This window comes from Streptomyces violaceus, from assembly GCF_036014075.1.
In the GTDB taxonomy this organism is placed as follows: domain Bacteria; phylum Actinomycetota; class Actinomycetes; order Streptomycetales; family Streptomycetaceae; genus Streptomyces; species Streptomyces violaceus.
In genome coordinates, this window is sequence record NZ_CP107911.1 from 3,811,974 (window position 1) to 3,829,509 (window position 17,536).

The 17,536-nt window shown below is 70.8% G+C and carries 16 protein-coding genes; 8 read left to right on the top strand and 8 right to left on the bottom strand.

Annotation, left to right across the window (positions count from 1 at the left end; genetic code table 11):
• Positions 1 to 61 precede the first annotated feature (61 nt).
• The 3 genes from OG542_RS17090 to OG542_RS17100 all read right to left on the bottom strand — a co-directional run bounded on the left by OG542_RS17090 (position 62) and on the right by OG542_RS17100 (position 3,427).
• Positions 62 to 553, bottom strand: coding sequence for a hemerythrin domain-containing protein (locus OG542_RS17090; protein ID WP_328411838.1), 492 nt, complete (start codon positions 551 to 553; stop codon positions 62 to 64).
• Between the two features lie 65 nt (positions 554 to 618).
• A complete protein-coding gene (locus tag OG542_RS17095; RefSeq protein WP_328411840.1) occupies positions 619 to 1,806 on the bottom strand; it encodes a M20 family metallopeptidase in 1,188 nt (395 codons plus the stop codon).
• A gap of 67 nt (positions 1,807 to 1,873) precedes the next feature.
• Positions 1,874 to 3,427, bottom strand: a complete 1,554-nt coding sequence (locus OG542_RS17100; RefSeq protein ID WP_328411842.1) for an AbgT family transporter — start codon at positions 3,425 to 3,427, stop codon at positions 1,874 to 1,876.
• A 148-nt stretch (positions 3,428 to 3,575) separates the two neighbouring features.
• Between OG542_RS17100 and OG542_RS17105 the strand changes: the two genes are divergently transcribed.
• The 3 genes from OG542_RS17105 (at position 3,576) to OG542_RS17115 (ending at position 6,966) form a co-directional block, all read left to right on the top strand.
• Positions 3,576 to 4,610, top strand: a complete 1,035-nt coding sequence (locus OG542_RS17105; RefSeq protein WP_328411844.1) for an Lrp/AsnC family transcriptional regulator — start codon at positions 3,576 to 3,578, stop codon at positions 4,608 to 4,610.
• Between the two features lie 247 nt (positions 4,611 to 4,857).
• Positions 4,858 to 6,222: a cation:proton antiporter gene (locus tag OG542_RS17110; RefSeq protein WP_328411846.1), complete on the top strand. Its 1,365-nt coding sequence runs from the start codon at positions 4,858 to 4,860 to the stop codon at positions 6,220 to 6,222.
• Positions 6,223 to 6,339: 117 nt separating this feature from the next.
• Entirely contained in the window at positions 6,340 to 6,966 is a 627-nt protein-coding gene (locus OG542_RS17115) for an NADPH-dependent F420 reductase (protein WP_328411848.1), read from the top strand.
• A 10-nt stretch (positions 6,967 to 6,976) separates the two neighbouring features.
• Here OG542_RS17115 and OG542_RS17120 read toward each other — a convergent pair whose 3' ends face one another.
• Both OG542_RS17120 and OG542_RS17125 read right to left on the bottom strand, forming a co-directional pair.
• Positions 6,977 to 7,213: a hypothetical protein gene (locus tag OG542_RS17120; RefSeq protein ID WP_193482541.1), complete on the bottom strand. Its 237-nt coding sequence runs from the start codon at positions 7,211 to 7,213 to the stop codon at positions 6,977 to 6,979.
• A gap of 114 nt (positions 7,214 to 7,327) precedes the next feature.
• Positions 7,328 to 8,353: a LacI family DNA-binding transcriptional regulator gene (locus tag OG542_RS17125; RefSeq protein ID WP_328417958.1), complete on the bottom strand. Its 1,026-nt coding sequence runs from the start codon at positions 8,351 to 8,353 to the stop codon at positions 7,328 to 7,330.
• Between the two features lie 300 nt (positions 8,354 to 8,653).
• On the opposite strand from OG542_RS17125, the gene OG542_RS17130 reads away from it, so the two are divergent.
• The 5 genes from OG542_RS17130 to OG542_RS17150 all read left to right on the top strand — a co-directional run bounded on the left by OG542_RS17130 (position 8,654) and on the right by OG542_RS17150 (position 14,111).
• Positions 8,654 to 9,928 (top strand): ABC transporter substrate-binding protein, encoded by a 1,275-nt coding sequence (locus OG542_RS17130; RefSeq protein WP_328411850.1) that lies wholly within the window; start codon positions 8,654 to 8,656, stop codon positions 9,926 to 9,928.
• Between the two features lie 11 nt (positions 9,929 to 9,939).
• Positions 9,940 to 10,935, top strand: coding sequence for a carbohydrate ABC transporter permease (locus OG542_RS17135; RefSeq protein WP_328411852.1), 996 nt, complete (start codon positions 9,940 to 9,942; stop codon positions 10,933 to 10,935).
• Complete coding sequence (locus OG542_RS17140) at positions 10,932 to 11,765, top strand: carbohydrate ABC transporter permease (RefSeq protein WP_328411854.1); 834 nt, start codon at positions 10,932 to 10,934, stop codon at positions 11,763 to 11,765. The genes OG542_RS17135 and OG542_RS17140 overlap by 4 nt, the downstream gene beginning before the upstream one ends.
• A gap of 26 nt (positions 11,766 to 11,791) precedes the next feature.
• Positions 11,792 to 13,432, top strand: coding sequence for a glycoside hydrolase family 13 protein (locus OG542_RS17145; protein WP_328411856.1), 1,641 nt, complete (start codon positions 11,792 to 11,794; stop codon positions 13,430 to 13,432).
• A 94-nt stretch (positions 13,433 to 13,526) separates the two neighbouring features.
• Positions 13,527 to 14,111, top strand: coding sequence for an antibiotic biosynthesis monooxygenase (locus tag OG542_RS17150; protein WP_328411858.1), 585 nt, complete (start codon positions 13,527 to 13,529; stop codon positions 14,109 to 14,111).
• A 7-nt stretch (positions 14,112 to 14,118) separates the two neighbouring features.
• Here OG542_RS17150 and OG542_RS17155 read toward each other — a convergent pair whose 3' ends face one another.
• The 3 genes from OG542_RS17155 to OG542_RS17165 all read right to left on the bottom strand — a co-directional run bounded on the left by OG542_RS17155 (position 14,119) and on the right by OG542_RS17165 (position 17,527).
• Positions 14,119 to 15,555, bottom strand: a complete 1,437-nt coding sequence (locus tag OG542_RS17155; RefSeq protein ID WP_311127136.1) for a HAMP domain-containing sensor histidine kinase — start codon at positions 15,553 to 15,555, stop codon at positions 14,119 to 14,121.
• Complete coding sequence (locus OG542_RS17160; RefSeq protein WP_328411861.1) at positions 15,556 to 16,332, bottom strand: response regulator transcription factor; 777 nt, start codon at positions 16,330 to 16,332, stop codon at positions 15,556 to 15,558. It abuts the gene before it with no gap.
• Between the two features lie 118 nt (positions 16,333 to 16,450).
• Entirely contained in the window at positions 16,451 to 17,527 is a 1,077-nt protein-coding gene (locus tag OG542_RS17165; RefSeq protein ID WP_328411863.1) for an LLM class flavin-dependent oxidoreductase, read from the bottom strand.
• Positions 17,528 to 17,536: the final 9 nt, after the last annotated feature.

Genomic DNA, 17,536 nt, shown 5'->3' on the forward strand with positions numbered 1-17,536 from the left:
AATCCGTGAACTGGTGCGCCTGCGCGCGGGACCTCCTGATCTGCGCGGCGGCGCGATGCGGTCAGGAGCGGACGATACGGCGCACGTTGTCCACAGCGCCGCAACCCTTCTTCAGCTGGCGTTCCCGTTCCTCCAGGAACGCCCCGCCCAGTTCCTCCCGACGGTCCGTGGCGACGTTCTCGCGTGCTCCGTTGAGGATGGTGCGCTCTTCCTCATCGGTGTGGTGGGTGATGGCCTTCACCAGCTCTTCCAGCTTCTCGTCCCATTCCGCGGAGCCGACCTCGCCGACCTCCAGAAGCTCGAGAAGCGCCTCGTTGCCCTCCTCGTGCTCCTCCTCGCCGTGCTCCAGTTCGTCGTCATCGATCTTCTTGTAGCGCTTGAGGGCGGGGTACACCTTCGACTCTTCCGCCAGCGCGTGCGCGATCAGCAGATCGGCGAACTCCCGCAGGGCGGCTGCCCGGTCGGCCTCGACACTGCGCATCAGATGGAAGAGGTCCTCCATTCTTCTGTGGTCCTGGAGAATGAGTTCGACGACGTCTCGTGTCTCGGCCATGGGGCGGGCATCACTTCCGTACGAGGAAACCTTGTGCCGGACCCGACTACCCCCGCCCGCCGTGTTCAGCCGCGCAACGGCTCCGTCAGCCGGGCCAGCAGGCCGGCGACCAGGGCCGTCTGGGCGGGCACCGTGTCGGGGTGGATGAACTCGCCCTGGGCGTGGGCACCGTCGCCGATCGCGCCCATGCCGCACAGGACCGGCAGGCCGAGGGCCGCGACGAAGTTGGCGTCGCTGGCACCTCCGACGGCGGCGGTGGGAAGGTCGGCGCGGCCCTGCGCGCGGGCGACTTCGCGGGCGAGGGCGAGAAGCGGGGCGGAGGCGGCGTTCAGGGTCATGGGCGGCCGGTTCCAGGCGTGGTCGACCTCGATGCGTACGCGGGGGTCACTGACCTCGATGGCGGCGAACTCGGCGTCCACGCGGTCCTGTTCGGCCTCGCTGCTGATCCGGATGTCGACGCAGGCGGTGGCCTGACCGGCGACGACGTTGGTGGCCGAACCGCCGCTGATCAGTCCGGTGTTGATGGTCGTGCCCTGCTCGGGGCGGGCGATCCTCGCCGCGGCGAGGACGAACTCGGACAGCGCGGTGATCGCGCTCGCCCCGTCCTGCGGCGCCAGCCCGGCGTGCGCCTCGACCCCGGTGGCCGTGACCTTGAAGATCCCGGAGCCCTTGCGGGCGGTCTTGACCACGCCGTGGGCGGTGGGCTCCAGGACCAGCGTGGCGTCGACCTTCCGGGCGGTCTCCTCGATCACCGGGCGGGAGGAGAGGGAACCGATCTCCTCGTCGCCGTTGAAGAGGAAGGTGACGGTGGGCAGGGGCGTTCCGGTCTCGCGGGCCAGCTTCAGGGCCCAGATGCCCTGGGCCAGGCCGGTCTTCATGTCGAAGATGCCCGGCCCGCTGAGCTTCCCCCGGCCGTCGGGGCCGGCCGGCGGCTGCTCCCATCCGGCGAGCGTGCCGGCCGGCCACACGGTGTCGTAGTGGCCGACGAGGGCGACGTGCCCGGGTCCGGTGCCGTGGTAGGTCAGGGTGAGGGTGTCACCGCACTCGCCGCCGTCGTACCGCTGCTCGCGGTCGGGCTTCCCCAGCCTGTGGACGGCCAGCTCGCGCAGGAGGTCCAGGCCCGCCGCCAGTCCCGGCAGGTCGTAGCTTCCGGTCTCCTGACGGACGAGGGCGAGGATGTCGGTGACGATCTCCGCCGAGACCTCCTGTGCGCGGGCGGTGACGGCGGCGGGTGCGGGTGACGATGTGGTCATGACCGGCTTTCTCGTGTCTGTCGCACGTCTCGTACGACGGTGTCGTATGGGCTGCTGAAGGGTCGGGTCAGCCGACGCCGAACGGGATGCCGAGCAGGTACCAGGCCACGAAGAAGGCGACCCAGACGATCCAGACGACGGCGGCGATCGGGATGGTGAAGGAGGCCAGCGTGCCGATGCCGGCGGACTTCTTGTGCTGCTGGATGAAGCCGAGGCACATGGCGAAGTAGGGGCTCATCGGGGTCACGCAGTTGGTGACCGAGTCGGCGACGCGGTAGACGGCCTGAGTGGTCGCCGGCTCGATGCCGATGAGCATCAGCATCGGGATGAGCACCGGAGCGGCCAGCGCCCACAGGGCGGAGCCGCTGGTGATGACCAGGTTCATGAAGGTGATCAGTACGGCGATGCCGACCAGCACGGTCCAGCCGCTGAGGTGCATGCCCTTCAGCGTCTCGGCGCCCTCGATGGCGATGACGTCGCCGATGTTCGTCCACTTGAAGTAGGCGAGGAACTGGGAGATCGCGAAGAACAGCACGAGGATCGGGGCGTAGCTGCGGGCACCCTCGACCAGCGCGTCGACGATGTCGTTCGCGGTGCGGAAGGTCCCGGCAGCGCGCCCGTAGACCCAGCCGAGCAGGGAGAAGAACAGGAACAGCACGACCGACATGCCGGTGATCACCGGGGACTCGACCAGGGAGCCGTGCTCGCCGCGCAGCGGGGAGTCGGCCGGGACCATGGCGACCGCGACCACCGCGACGAAGACGAGCGCGGCCACGCCGGTCCGGCGCAGGGCGCGGCGCTGCTCCGGGGTGACCTCGACCGCCTTCAGCTCCTCGACGGTCAGCGCCTTGACCGGCTCGTCGGGGTCCAGGTCCGAGCGCCTGGCGATGACCTTCTCGACGACGACCGTGATGACCAGGGCGACCAGGACGGACGAGGCGAGGCCGAAGAAGTAGTTCGCGACCGGGGTGACGACGTGGTCCGGGTCGATGGTGTGGGCCGCGGCCGTGGAGATCGACGACAGCAGGGTGTCGGTGGTGGTGATCGCCGGTGAGGCGTCGTAGCCGGCGGAGATCGAGACGTAGGCGACGACGCAGCCGAGGACGGGGCTGCGGCCGGCCGCGCGGAAGATGAGCGCGCCGAGCGGGATGAGCGTGACGTACGCGGCGTCACCGGCGACATGGGCGACCATCGCCGTCATCGACAGCGCGAAGGTGAGGTACTTGCCCGGCACGCGCGCGACCATGCGGCGCAACAGGGTCGTGAACAGGCCGCTGGCCTCGGCGACCGCGATGCCGAAGCCCACGATGAGGATGGTGGCCAGCGGCGGGAAGGTCGCGAAGTTGTCGACGGCCCCCTCGACCATCGTCGTCAGACCCGCCTTGCTGAGCAGGCTCCGCACCTCGATGGTGTCGTGCGTTCCGGGGTGCACGGTGCTGACACCGGTCGCCGCCAGGATCGCACTGAGGACGATCACGACCCCGGCGAGGATCCAGAACAGCCAGAAGGGGTTGGGCAGCTTGTTGCCGACCTTCTCGATCGCCGCGAAGGCGCGGAACGCGGCACGCAGGGCTCTCGACGGAGGCTCGGTGGGCTGGGGCTCGGTGGAGGTGGTGCTCATGGGTACCTCTTCGCGCATGGGGGGAGGTTTCGAGGTAACGCGTGGGGGACGTTCCCGCAAACCATGACAGCGAAGTGGGATATTCTCTATCCCCTGCGTGTAACAGTGGGATTAATCGGCAGGCATTCGCGGTCTAAGGTGGGACCCCATGACGCGCCCTCTCCTCGACGAGCTCGACCGGCGCCTGATCGGGGCGCTGCACTTGGCCCCCCGGGCCACCTGGGACGACATCGGCGGAATCCTGTCCGCCGACGCCGGCACACTGAAGCGCCGCTTCGACCGGCTGCACGAGGCCCGGATGGTCCGCGTGATCGGGCAGGCCGACTGGGGCATGCATTCCACGGCGATGCCGGTCCACGTTTTTCTGGACATTACCGGCGAAACCCCCCTGGCCGTCCTGGACCGGCTGCGTGACCTCCCCCACCTCCAGCTCCTGGCGCAGATCTCCGGCGACTACCCCCTCTACGCCGTCGTCCACGCCCCCTCGGAGGCGGCCACGAGCGAAGCGATCGACCGGATGTTCTCGATCCCCGGCGTCCGCCGTGTCAACGCCCTGCCCGCGCTCAGCACGCTGCGCCGGGGCATCACCTGGGACCCGCAGTTCCTCACCGGCACCGAGCGTGCCGGTCTGCTGGAGCTGACCGGCACGCAGCCGGAAGGCACCGCGACGGCGACGCCCCCCGACAGGCCGCTGAGCGAGTCCGAGCGCGCGGTCGTCGCCCTGCTGCTGCGGGACGGCCGCGCCTCCGCCGCGAGCATCGCCCGGGCCTCGGACCTGGCCACGTCCACCGCGCACCGCGTCGTACGCCGGGTCCTGGACGAGCGCTGGGTCAAGCCCCGCCTGGAGATCGTGTCGGAGTGGCTCGGCTTCCAGACCCCGTTCATGCTGCGGCTGCGCGTCGACCCCGGCGAGACCTCCGAGGTCATGCGCCGCATCGACCTGCTCCCCCAGACCCGCCTCGCCGCGCATGTCGCCAGCGACCTGTCCGTACTCGCCACCGGCCTGGTCGCCGACCGCTCCGCCCTGGCCCGCTTCATCGACGGCGAGTTGGCGAGGATCCCCGGCGTCACCGCCGTCAGCGTGGCCGTCATGCTCGCGGAGCCGCGCCGCTACTGGCTGGACCGGGACCGGATCACGGGTCTCGGGGAGTTCCACGCGCCGACGTTGCTGAGGCCGCAGTAGTGCTGCGACACGGGCGGCCCGCCGAGCTGCTTGTGCATGGCGATCCTTTCTTCGCCGCGTCGGCTGCCCGGCACGCTCCCGGAAACGCCGTGACCTGCCGCTTTGCGCCCTGGCGGCCGTTGGCGCCGGCAATGCGCCCTTCACCCGCCCTCGATAAAGTTGACAAAGTGGTGACAAACGGCTTCGTACGTACCGGGGCCTCGACACGGACGACACGATTCCACCGCGTTCGCGATGACACGGCGGCATGGACGCGGTGAGCGGCAGCGTGTGGGCGGGGGCGGCGGTGGCCGCCGTGACGGCGGGGTACGCCCTCTTCTCCCGGCGGCTGGCCACGACCGTCGTGTCGGCGCCGATGGTGTTCACGGGCTGCGGGATCGCCATCGGCCCGATCGGGCTCGGTCTGCTCGACCTGAAGCACGACTCGGGCGCCGTGCTCACCCTGGTCGAAGCCGCCCTGACGCTGGTCCTGTTCACCGACGCGATGTCCGTACGGCCAAGGGATCTGCGCCTGGGCGGATTCCTCCCCGGCCGCCTTCTGGGGATCGGTCTGCCGTTGACCATCGGGGCGGGCTGGCTGCTGGCGTGGCCCCTGCTGCCGGGGCTGACCCTGTGGGAACTGGCCCTGCTCGGTGCCGTTCTCGCGCCGACCGACGCCGCTCTCGGCAAGACGGCGGTCTCCGACCGGCGTGTCCCCCCGCTGGTGCGCGGCGGCCTGAATGTCGAATCCGGCCTCAACGACGGTATGGCGCTGCCCTTCTTCGTGCTCTTCCTCGCGGCTCTGCCCGGAACCATGGCCTCGGAGGAGGGAGCCGCCGGAGTCTTCTGGCGGGCGCTCGTGCTCAGTACCGCATGGGGCCTGGCCGTGGGAGGGCTCGGCGGGTGGCTGTTGCGCCGGTCGCGCGCGAGGGGCTGGATCACCGGTGACTGGCGGCAGGCCTTCGTCCTGGCCGTGGCCGCGGGCGCGTACGCACCGGCCGTCGCCTTCGAGGGGAGCGGCTTCATCGCGGCCTGGGTGGCCGGCTTCGCCTTCGGTGTCTCCCTGCGGCGGAGCGGACCGGCGGAAGCACCGGCTGAGGCACCGGCAAAGGCACCGGCTGAAGCGTCGGCCAAGTCCCCGGCGCGGGCACCGGCCGCCGTCGACGACACCGCCGGTCTCTCCGGGCATCTCGCCGGCCTTCTCGCCTCGTTGAGCTTCCTGGTCTTCGGTGCCGTCCTGCTCGGGCCGACGCTGGATGACCTCGACTGGCGGATCATCGTCTATGCCGTGCTGAGCCTCACCGTGGTCCGGATGCTGCCGGTCGCCCTCTCCCTGGCCAGGACCGGCCTGGCCCTTCCCACCGTCGCCTACATCGGGTGGTTCGGGCCGCGCGGCCTCGCCTCCGTCGTCTTCGGGCTGCTCCTGGTGGAGGAACACGTCCCGGGCGTCCAGCTCCTCGGCCGGGTGATCGCGGTCACCGTCGCGCTCAGCATCCTTCTGCACGGTATGTCGGCCGTGGTCCTCGCGAAGCGGTACGGCGCCTGGTACCGGAAGGCCGCCGACCGGCGACCGCGGCTGCGCGAGGACCTGCCCGGGGACGGAGAGGCCGGGCACCCGCCCACGGCGCGGTAGGGCGGCAACGGACGTGAAAATCCCGGGTGGGCGCCCACCGGCCTAGGTCTTTCGTGCCGGTTCACCCGGGCCCGAGGCCCGATTCGCCGTGGTCCCGGCAGGGGCTAGCGTCCGAGCATGCGTCTAGGACTACTTGGCACCGGCAACGTCGCCCGAGCACTCGCCCACGGCTGGAGCGCCGCGGGGCATGACGTCCTCCTCGGCTCCCGCCACCCCGGGGAGCGGACAGACCTCGGGCACCCCGTGGGGAGTCTGAGCGAAGCGGCCGCTCACGCGGAGGTACTGGTCAACGCCACCCCGGGGACCGTCTCCGTCGAGCTGCTGCACTCGATCGGAGCCCCGGCGCTGGCCGGCATCCCGCTGATCGATGTCGGGGTGGGCCTCTCCGACGACTTCGTCGAGCTCTCACACCCCAACAGCAGCCTTGGGGAACGGATCCAGGACGCGTTCCCCCTGACCCCCGTCGTGAAGACGCTGTGCACCATGGACTCCACGGTGATGATCGCGCCGGGCGACCTGGACGGCCCTAGCACCGTCTTCCTCTCCGGCGACGACGCCGAGGCGAAGGGGACCACGGGCCGGCTGCTCACCGACCTCGGCTGGCCGCCGTCGTCCCAGCTCGACATCGGCGGTATCCGCACCGCACGCGGACAGGAGCACTTCGCCCTGCTCTTCATGGGCATCGCGGGCGGGCTGGGCTCTCACACGTTCAACATCAACGTGGTCGCCCGACCGGCTCTCTAGCGGGCGCGGCTCAGCCCTCGACGCACTTGGGGTACTTCGAGCCCCGATTGCAGTCGTGGTAGTCGTACTTGCTGACCCTGAACTTCGTCTCGTCACCGGCCTTGGAGGGATCAACGACCAGGTAGAACTTCTTCCCGTCCTTGACCTTCTCGGTGACCTTGCCCTCCGGGCCCTTGTCGAAGTCCTGCGCGCATCCGGCGAGTGCGAGGACGCTGACTGCCACGAAAGCGGTGGCCAGGCGACGCATGTCGTGCTCCGTTCATCTTGAAAACGCAGCTCAGTGTAGGGGCGCACCTCCGACGGTTCATGATCGCGAAGGTTCCCGGGTGTGGATGGGAGAGGTCTGTGGAGGGATGCGGTCCTACTCGCTCAAGGACTGATCAGCCGGGGGGGCCACCACCGGTGCCGTCGTGGAACGGGGGATCACATGGGTCGGCAGGACCAGATGCCGGCCGTGTTCCCCCTCGGCGTCGTCGATGAGCTTCAGTGCCAGTTCGCCGGCCTGGCGCCCCATGTCCGACGGTGACTGGGCGACCGTGGACAGGTCGAACCAGTCCGCCAGCGGCTGGTCGTCGAAGCCGAGGACGGAGATGCGCTCGGGCACGGCGATCTGCGTCCTGCGCAGGTTCCAGATGAGGGCGACGGCGACCTCGTCCTGCTCGGCGAAGACGGCGGTCGGCGGCTCGCGCAGGCTCAGCAGCGTGCCGAGCACCTCGGCGGCGGCGCGCTTGTCGCCGACCCGGGTGGAGACCACCAGGTCGCCGTCGAGCGGGACACCCGCCTCGGTGAGCGCCTGCTGGTAGCCCAGCAGGCGTTCGTTGGAGCTGAAGGTGAAGCCGCTCGCGCCCTGGGTCTGGACGAAGGCGATCCGGCGGTGGCCGAGGTTGAGCAGGTGCCGGGTGCCGTGCAGCGCGCCGGCCACGTCGTCGACGTAGACGCTCGGGCGGCCTTCGACGTGCTGGCTGACGTAGATCACCGGCATGCCGAGGTCGTCCAGCCGGGCCGTCTCCTCGTCGGTGAGGTCGAAGGAGAAGACCAGGAGCGCGTCGGCGTTGCGGCGCGCCGGAAGGTGTTCGAAGAAATCCGTGCGCTCGGCCAGGTCCGGGATCTCGTAGACGTTCAGCTGCAGGCCCGCCGCCCGCAGCAGCGGGGCCAGGCTGGACAGGGCGGCTCCCATGAACCACGAGTCGAGCGTCGGGACCATCACAGCGACCGTCCCGGTCCGGCCCGTGACAAGGCTTGCGGCCTGCCGTGACACGGCGAAGTTCAGTTCGCGCGCGGCCTTCTCCACCCGGGCGCGCACCTCCGGCGACACCGTGGACAGGCCGCGCAGCGTGCGCGAGACGGTGGAGGTGGAGACCCCGGCCCGTTCGGCGACGTCGGCCATCGTGGGGTGCCGCTGAGCTGGAGGCATGCGCCGGACGTTAGCACAGGGATTCGCTCCCCCGCCTCTGATTGTGACAGCGCTTTCCCGGGAGTGAAGCCAGAGCGATCAGTCGATTACCCCCGCGTAACGCATTGACTTCGGCAAAACCCGCCCCTAGCTTGCAAGCGTTGTCCCAGTAGCCCCGAAGAGACTTCCGCAAGGCTCATCAGCAGCGTTCTGACCTGCATATTTCCTTCATTTATTCCGTGGCAACGCAGTCTCAGCAGCCATGACCCCGGTTTCCGCGCGACCAGGAGAGACATGACGACCAGAACCACCACCAGAGCCACCGCGCTCGCCGCCACCGGGCTTCTCCTCACCGCCTGCGGCAGCGGCTCCGGGCAGGCCGGGCCACCGTCGTTCGAAGGGCGCGGGCCCATCACATACGTGGCCGGCAAGGACACCACGGGCACCGTCCAGCCGATGCTCGACCGCTGGAACAAGGCGCACCCGAAGGAGAAGGTCACCTTCATCCAGCTGCCGACGGACCCGGACGCGCAACGCCAGCAGATGATCCAGAACGCGGAGACGAAGTCCGACGCCTACACGGTGCTGTCCCTCGACGCCGTGTGGACCTCGGAGTTCGCCGCCCACCGGTGGATCGACCGGCTGCCCGAGAAGCGGTTCCCGCTGGGGAAAATGCTGAAGCCGGTGGTGGAGACCTCCCGGTACCGCGGCGGTCTGTACGCGGTGCCGGGCAGCTCGGACGGCGGCCTGCTCTACTACCGCACCGACCTGCTGAAGAAGGCGGGTGTCGCCGAACCCCCCACGACCTGGGCGCAGATGACCGCCGCCTGCGCCAAGGTGAAGAAGCTGCCCGAGGCGAAGAGCATGTCCTGCTACGCCGGGCAGTTCCAGAAGTACGAGGGCCTCACGGTGAACTTCGCCGAGGCCGTGAACTCCGCGGGCGGCACCGTCACCGACGCCGGCGGCAGGCCGGACGTCGACACCCCCGAGGCCAGGAAGGGCCTGGACTTCCTCGCCGGTTCCTTCAAGGACGGGACGATCCCGAGGAAGGCCATCACCTACCTGGAGGAGGACGGCCGTCAGGCCTTCCAGTCCGGCAAGCTGGTGTTCCTGCGCAACTGGCCGTACGCGTACTCGCTGGCCCAGAAGAGCGGCATCAGGGGCAAGTTCGCCACCGCTCCCCTGCCCGGTCTGGACGGGCCCGGCGCCTCCAGCCTCGGCGGCCACAACATGGCCGTGTCCTCGTCCGCCCAGAACAAGGCGACGGCCCTGGACTTCATCAGGTTCATGAGCAGCGAGGAGAACACCCGGACCTTCCTCCGGGAGGCCTCGGTCGCCCCGCCGTACGCCTCGCTGTACGACGACAAGGCGCTGATCGCGCGGTACCCGTATCTGCCGGTGCTCAAGGAGTCCATCCTGCGGGCCGTGCCGCGGCCCCGGGTGGTGCAGTACGGCGATGTGACGTCGGCGGTCCAGCTGGAGACGTACGCCGCCCTGACCGGCGAGAAGAGCAGCGCGCGGGCGCTGAAGGACCTGCAGAAGGCGCTGCGGAAGGCGGTGGCGCGGTGAGGGCCGGGGCCATGACCAGGACGGAGCCGCCGCCGGACCCGCGCACCGAAGAGAAGAGCAGCCCTCGGCGAGCGCCGAAGCCGGGCCGGGCGACCGCCGGTTCCGGGCGGCTGGCCGCGCTGCTGGTCTCGCCGACGCTGCTGGTGCTGTCGATCGTCGTGCTCTACCCGACGCTCATGGCGCTGAAGGAGTCGCTGTACGGGCCGAAGGAGCTGGACCCGAGGACCGGATTCATCAGCGACAGCGAGCCGTTCGTCGGGCTCCAGAACTACGCCGAGATCTTCGGCGAGGCCGGGGCGCGGTTCTTCAACGCCTTCTGGAACACCACGTTCTTCACCGTCGTCACGGTCGGCCTGGAGACAGTGGTCGGGGTGGCCATGGCGCTGATCATGCACAAGGCGTTCCGGGGCCGGGCCCTGGTGCGGGCCGGGATCCTGGTGCCCTGGGCGGTGCCGACGGCCATCTCCGGGCTGTTGTGGCGGTGGATCTTCAACAGCGACGGCGTCGCCAACGCGCTGCTCGGGCAGCAGATCCTGTGGACCACCGAGGGTTTCCACGCCAAGGTCGCCGTCATCGTCGCCGAGGTGTGGAAGACCGCGCCCTTCATCGGGCTGCTGGTGCTGGCCGGCCTCCAGGTGATCCCGAAGGAGGTCTACGAGGCGGCCCGTATGGACGGGGCCCGTCCGGCGCGCCAGTTCTGGCACATCACCCTGCCGCTGGTGAAGCCCGCGCTGCTGGTGGCGGTGCTGTTCCGCTGCATGGACGCGCTGCGGATGTTCGACCTGCCCTACATCCTCGTCGGCGCGCAGAAGCACTCGGTGGAGACCCTGTCGATGCTCGCGCAGAACGAGGCGGCCAACGTGCGCTTCGGGCCCGCCTCCGCGTACGCGGTGATCCTCTTCCTGTACGTGTTCCTGATCGCGCTCGCCTTCGTGCGGCTGCTCGGCGCCGACCTCATCGGGGGCGACAGCGGGAGAAGGCGCCGTCGTACGGAGGTGGCGGCATGACTCTCACGGTCAAGTGGCGGCGGTGGCTGCCGTATCTGGGGATCGCCGCGGTGGTGGCCTACTGTCTGGCCCCGTTCTACTGGATGCTGGTCTCCAGCCTCCGCCGCACCGGCGACATCTTCGACACCTCGCTGATTCCGGCCCCGCTGTCCTTCGAGAACTACCGGGCCGTGTTCGACCCCACGCAGGGGTTCGGGCGGGCGCTGCTCAACAGTCTGGTCGTCGCCGGGATCACGACCGCCGCGGCGCTGGTGCTCGCCACGTTCACCGCCTACGCGATGGCCCGGCTGGAGTTCCGCTTCAAGCGGCTGATCCTCACGCTGATCATCGCCACCTCGATGTTCCCGGTCGTCTCGATCGTGGTGCCGTTGCTGAAGCTGTTCACGGACATCGGGTGGATCAACACCTACCAGTCGATGATCGTGCCCAGCATGTCCTTCGCGCTGCCGCTGGCCGTGTGGAACCTGACCACGTTCTTCCGCCAGATGCCGGACGAGCTGGAGCACGCGGCCATGGTCGACGGCTGCACCCGCGGCCAGGCCTTCCGCAAGGTCATCGTGCCGCTGGCCGCGCCGGGCATCTTCACCACCGCGATCATCACGTTCATCGCCGCCTGGAACGAGTTCCTCATCGCCCTGTCGATGACCAACAAGCCCGGCATGCAGACCGCGACCGTCGCCATCTCCAAGTTCACCGGCGCCACGACCTACGAGACGCCGTTCGGCAGCCAGATGGCCGCCGGTGTCCTCGTCACGGTCCCGCTGGTGGTCATGGTGCTGCTCTTCCAGCGCCGGATCGTCGCCGGGCTCACCGCCGGCGCCGCGAAGTAGTCCCGACCCGCATCAGAAGGAGCCCCGTGTCCTCCACCGCCCCCTGGTGGCGCAGTGCCGTCATCTACCAGGTCTACATCCGCAGCTTCGCCGACGGGAACGGCGACGGCGTCGGCGACATCGCCGGGCTCCGCTCCCGCCTGCCCTACCTCAAGTCCCTCGGCGTGGACGCCGTCTGGATCAACCCTTGGTACAAGTCGCCCATGGCCGACCACGGCTACGACGTCGCCGACTTCCGCGCCATCGACCCGCTGTTCGGCACCCTGGCCGACGCGGAACGGTTCATCGAGGAAGCGCACGCGCACGGGATCCGCGTCATCCCCGACATCGTGCCCAACCACACCTCCGACCAGCACGCCTGGTTCCAGGCGGCCCTGGCGGCCGGACCGGGCAGCGCGGAACGCGAGCGCTACGTCTTCCGGCCCGGGCGCGGGGCCGACGGGGCGCAGCCGCCCAACGACTGGGTGTCCTGCTTCGGCGGCCCGGCCTGGACCCGGCTGCCGGACGGGGAATGGTATCTGCACCTGTTCGCCCCCGAGCAGCCCGACCTGAACTGGCAGCACCCCGAGGTGCGGGCCGAGTTCGAGTCCGTCCTGCGGTTCTGGTTCGGCCGGGGTGTGGACGGCTTCCGTATCGATGTCGCCCACGGTCTGATCAAGCACCCGGAGCTGCCCGACCTGCCGCCCCGCCGGGACCCGGACGCCGGGCCGCCCTCGCGGCACGTGGACCATCCGCACTGGGACCGGGACGAGGTGCACGAGATATACCGCGCCTGGCGCAAGGTGGCCGACGAGTTCCCCGGCGACCGCTCCTTCGTCGCCGAGGCGTGGGCCGACACGCCTGAGCGGCTGGCGGCGTACGTCCGCCGGGACGGTCTGCACACGGCCTTCAACTTCGACTTCCTCATGTCGAGCTGGGACCCGAAGGACCTGCGCGGGGTCATCGACGACTCCCTCACCATGCTCGGCGCGGTCGGCGCACCGGCCACCTGGGTCCTCTCCAACCACGACGTGACGCGCCACCCGAGCCGCTACGGCCGCCGTACCGCCAAGCGCTGGGTGGCGAACGAGAGTTACCGCCCGGAGGGCCCCCTGGACCTCGAGCTCGGCACCCGGCGGGCCCGGGCCGCCGCCCTGCTGATGCTCGCCCTGCCCGGCGGCGCCTACGTCTACCAGGGCGAGGAACTCGGCCTGCCCGAGGTCGAGGACCTGCCCGAGGACGTCCTCCAGGACCCGACCTGGGAACGCTCCGGCCACACCGAACGGGGCCGCGACGGCTGCCGCGTCCCGATCCCCTGGTCCGGGCGCACGGCTCCCTACGGCTTCAGCCCCGACGGCGCCACGGCCGCGCCCTGGCTGCCGCAGCCCGCGCTCTGGGCCGAGCACACCGTCGAGAGCCAGACCGGCGACCCGGCGTCCATGCTGGAGCTCTACCGTGCGGCGCTGCGCGTCCGGCGCGACCATCCCGCCCTCGGCGACGGCACGATGACCTGGCTGGACACACCGGACGGGGTGCTGGCCTTCACCCGGGACCCGGGCTTGGTGTGCGTGGTCAACCTCTCCGCCGAGCCGTACGAGCTGCCCGGACACTCCGGGCTCCTGCTGTCCAGCGGCCCGCTGGAGAACGGCCGGCTGGGGCCGGATCAGGCGGTGTGGCTGGCGGTGTAGACCGCCGGTGAAAAGCAGTTGACCGCTCCCCGCCGTCCACGGGCACGATCACGGTTCCGCTTCCGTCCTCCGCGCGCGTGAAGGAGTTCCGTCCGTGCCCTCAGTACTCTTCCCTGACCTGGCCGCCCCCGGCACGTGGGTAATCGGCACCCGGTATGCCGACAGCCCCGACCGGCAACAGGCGTTAGTGGCCGACGAGTTGGCGTCACTGGAGCCGCCGCCCGCCGGCCTGGCCGACGTCAGCTGGTTCCTGAGCACGGACGGGGAGACCGTGCTGACGCTCGCGCGGTGGGACGACGCCGCCGGAGTTCCGCCGGCCGGCCCGCCCCGCTATCACCTCTACCGCAGCCTGGCCGAGGAGCAGGAGGCACGCGTCCCGGGCTGTCTGATCACCGCCGCGTTCGATGTCGACGGGCCCGAGCGGCAGCGGTCGTTCACCGACGCGGTGATCGCGGCCCAGCCGAGCGAAGGCGGCCATCCCGGGGGGATCTCGGCCCACTTCCTGCACAGCGTCGACGGCAGCCGGGTGCTGCTGTACACGGAGTGGACCAGCGCCGAGGCCCACCAGGAGGCCGCCGAGGCCGGCGATCACGACGAGGGGCACGAGCTGTTCTCGGGGACACCCGGGGTGCGGCTCACCCGCGGCGGGCGGTTCCGGCTGTATCGCAAGCTGCGCTGAAATCTGCTCACCCCTCGTCCTGGCCGCCCTCTGTCCCTCCGCCCACCGTGAACCCGATCACCGTCCCGCCACCGTCCCGCCGGAACGCGAACGGCGCTCCCCCGTGCGCGAGGGCCACCTCGCGGACGATGGACAGGCCCAGGCCGGAGCCCGGCAGGGAGCGGGCGTCGGCGGCGCGGTAGAAGCGGTCGAAGACGCGGGCGAGGTCGTGGTCGGTGATGCCGGGGCCGCGGTCGAGGACCTCGACGCGGATCGCGCCGGGCCGGGCGGGCCCGGCGACGACGATCTCGACGGGAGCCGTGCCGCGCTCGTCGAACTTCACCGCGTTCTCGACGAGGTTGGACAGCGCCCGGGTGAGCATCCCGGGCCGCCCGTCGGTCGTGGTGTCGCCGCTCGCGCGGAGCGTGATCCGCCGGCCGCTGCGGCGCCGGGCCAGGCCCGCCACCTCCTCCGCGAGGCCGGCGACGTCCACCCGCCGCGGCGGCTCGGTGTCGGACTGCCCGGCCGCGAGGTCGACGAGCTCGTTGACCAGGTCGGTCAGCTCACGGGCCTCCTGGCCGAGGTCGGCGACCAGTTCCTCCCGGGTCTCGGGCGGCAGTTCGTCGATCCGGCGGAGCATCGAGATGTTCGTCCGCAGCGAGGTCAGCGGTGTCCGCAGCTCATGGCCCGCGTCCTGGACCAGACGGCGCTGGTCCTCCTCGGACTGCGCGAGCCGGCCCAGCATGCGGTCGAAGGCCCGGCCCAGCCGGCCCACCTCGTCATGACCGGCGACCGGCACCTGGATGCCGAGACGGCGGGTCCGGGCCACGTCCTCGGCGGCGTCGGTCAGGACCACCAGGCGCCGCGTGATGCGCCGGGCGAGCCACCAGCCGAACAGGCCGGCGGCGATCACGACGGCGGCCATCAGCAGCAGCGTCCGCCGCTGGAGCGCCCGCAGCAGGTCCTCGACGTCGCTGAACTCCTGCGCGACCTGCACCGCGCCCCGCCCGCCGCCGAGGGAGACGGTCGCGACACGGTAGACGTCGTCGCCCACGTCGACGTCCTTGTGCTCGGCCACCCGCCCGGACGAGGCCGCGGCGGCGATCCGCACATCGGCCCCGGTCACCGGCAGTCCCGGGCTGCCCCGGTCGACGACACGGCCGTCCGGGCCGAGCACCTGCACATCGGTACGGGCGGGCCGCACGAGGTCGTGGCCCGGCGCGGCGGAGGAGAAGTCGCCCGGCGTCATCCGGTTGTCCCGCACCTCGTCCCGCAGGTCCTGCACGACCTCGTCGAACACCGTCTGCTGGTCCACTCGCACCAGCCGGGCCGCCGCGCTGTAGGACAGGATGCCGACCAGGACCGTCACGGCCGCCGTCACCGCCGCGAACGACACCGCGAACGTCGTGCGCAGCGAGACCAGCTTCGGCCGCCGCCCGCTCAGCAGACGGCGGAGGCGGCCCACTCAGTCCTCCCGCAGCACGTAACCCACGCCCCGCACCGTGTGGATCAGCTGCGGCCCGTCCGGATCGTCGAGCTTGCGGCGCAGATAGCCGACGTAGACGGCGAGGTTCTTCGAGCCGGGGCCGAAGTCGTAGCCCCAGATACGGTCGTAGATCGTCGAGTGGTCGAGGACGATGCCCGCGTTGCGGACCAGCAGCTCCAGCAGCTCGAACTCGGTGCGGGTCAGCTCCAGCTCGCGCGCGCCCCGCCAGGCCCGGCGCGCCTGCGGGTCCATGCGGAGGCCGGCGGCCTCGATGAACCGCTCGGGGAGCTGCCTGGGCGCCTCGGGCACGGGCGCGCCGCCGGCGGGCGTACCACCAGCGGGTGCGCCGCCGACCGGTGCGCCGCCGTGGGGCTCGCCCACCCCCACCGGGCTGGTGCGGCGCAGCAGCGCGCGCAGCCGGGCGAAGACCTCCTCCACGTCGAAGGGCTTCACCACGTAGTCGTCGGCGCCCGCGTCCAGGCCGGCGATCCGGTCGGCGGTCTCCACCAGGGCCGTCAGTATCAGGACCGGCGTCCGGTCGCCTTCGGCGCGCAGCACCCGGCACACCTGGAGCCCGTCGATGCCCGGCATCATCACGTCCAGGACGAGCACGTCCGGACGGTTGCGGTGGGCCTGCGCCAGTGCTTCGACACCGTCGGCGACCGCCATGACCTGGTAGCCCTCCAGGGTCAGGGCGCGCTCCAGGGCGTTGCGGATGGCGCGGTCGTCTTCGGCGAGCAGCACGGTGTGGGGCACGCGTCCAGTGTGCCTGGCGGCCGGCTCCCCGGGACCGGATGCGCCGCGCCGGAGCGTCCTTCTTACTCGCCTCTCACCAGCGCTCACGCAACCACGGGCCCGGGCACCCGCCGTCCTCTTACCCCTGGGCCCGCGCGAGCCGGGCCGCGTGCGTCGGCGCGTCCGGCACGTCCGCCGGGCGGCCCACGGCGAACTCCTTGCGCAGCACCGGGACGACCTCCTCGCCCAGCAGGTCGATCTGCTCCAGCACGGTCTTCAGCGGCAGCCCGGCATGGTCGACCAGGAAGAGCTGCCGCTGGTAGTCGCCGGCGTACTCCCGGAAGGCCAGCGTCTTCTCGATGACCTGCTGCGGGCTGCCGACGGTCAGCGGCGTCTGCTCCGTGAAGTCCTCCAGCGACGGCCCGTGCCCGTACACCGGCGCGACGTCGAAGTACGGCCGGAACTCACGGATCGCGTCCTGCGCGTTCCTGCGCATGAACACGTGCCCGCCGAGCCCGACGATCGCCTGCTCGGGCGTGCCGTGCCCGTAGTGCGCGTACCTGGCCCGGTACAGCTCGACCATGCGCTTGGTGTGGTCGGCCGGCCAGAAGATGTTGTTGTGGAAGAAGCCGTCGCCGTAGAACGCGGCCTGCTCGGCGATCTCCGGCGAGCGGATCGACCCGTGCCAGACGAACGGCGGTACGCCGTCCAGCGGGCGGGGCGTCGCCGTGAAGCCCTGCAGCGGCGTACGGAACTTTCCCTCCCAGTCGACGCCCTCCTCGCGCCACAGGCGGTGCAGCAGGGCGTAGTTCTCGACGGCGAGCGGGATGCCCTGCCGGATGTCCTGCCCGAACCAGGGGTACACCGGCGCGGTGTTCCCGCGGCCCAGCATCAGATCCACCCGGCCGTCGGCCAGGTGCTGGAGCATCGCGAAGTCCTCGGCGATCTTCACCGGGTCGCTGGTGGTGATGAGGGTGGTGGCCGTGGAGAGGACCAGCCGCTCGGTGCGGGCGGCGATGTAGCCGAGCATCGTGGTCGGGGAGGAGGGCACGAAGGGCGGATTGTGGTGCTCGCCGGTCGCGAAGACATCGAGCCCGGCCTCCTCGGCCTTGAGCGCGATGGCGACCATGGCCTTGATCCGCTCGCGCTCGGTCGGGGTCCGGCCGGTGGTGGGGTCGGGCGTGACGTCGCCGACGCTGAAGATCCCGAACTGCATGGTCGCTCA

Excerpts from the sequence above, each read along its gene's own strand:
- OG542_RS17090 (WP_328411838.1), bottom strand. The coding sequence starts at position 553 with ATGGCCGAGACACGAGACGTCGTCGAACTCATTCTCCAGGACCACAGA.
- OG542_RS17095 (WP_328411840.1), bottom strand. The coding sequence starts at position 1,806 with ATGACCACATCGTCACCCGCACCCGCCGCCGTCACCGCCCGCGCACAG.
- OG542_RS17100 (WP_328411842.1), bottom strand. The coding sequence starts at position 3,427 with ATGAGCACCACCTCCACCGAGCCCCAGCCCACCGAGCCTCCGTCGAGA.
- OG542_RS17105 (WP_328411844.1), top strand. The coding sequence starts at position 3,576 with ATGACGCGCCCTCTCCTCGACGAGCTCGACCGGCGCCTGATCGGGGCG.
- OG542_RS17110 (WP_328411846.1), top strand. The coding sequence starts at position 4,858 with ATGGACGCGGTGAGCGGCAGCGTGTGGGCGGGGGCGGCGGTGGCCGCC.
- OG542_RS17115 (WP_328411848.1), top strand. The coding sequence starts at position 6,340 with ATGCGTCTAGGACTACTTGGCACCGGCAACGTCGCCCGAGCACTCGCC.
- OG542_RS17120 (WP_193482541.1), bottom strand. The coding sequence starts at position 7,213 with ATGCGTCGCCTGGCCACCGCTTTCGTGGCAGTCAGCGTCCTCGCACTC.
- OG542_RS17125 (WP_328417958.1), bottom strand. The coding sequence starts at position 8,353 with ATGGCCGACGTCGCCGAACGGGCCGGGGTCTCCACCTCCACCGTCTCG.
- OG542_RS17130 (WP_328411850.1), top strand. The coding sequence starts at position 8,654 with ATGACGACCAGAACCACCACCAGAGCCACCGCGCTCGCCGCCACCGGG.
- OG542_RS17135 (WP_328411852.1), top strand. The coding sequence starts at position 9,940 with ATGACCAGGACGGAGCCGCCGCCGGACCCGCGCACCGAAGAGAAGAGC.
- OG542_RS17140 (WP_328411854.1), top strand. The coding sequence starts at position 10,932 with ATGACTCTCACGGTCAAGTGGCGGCGGTGGCTGCCGTATCTGGGGATC.
- OG542_RS17165 (WP_328411863.1), bottom strand. The coding sequence starts at position 17,527 with ATGCAGTTCGGGATCTTCAGCGTCGGCGACGTCACGCCCGACCCCACC.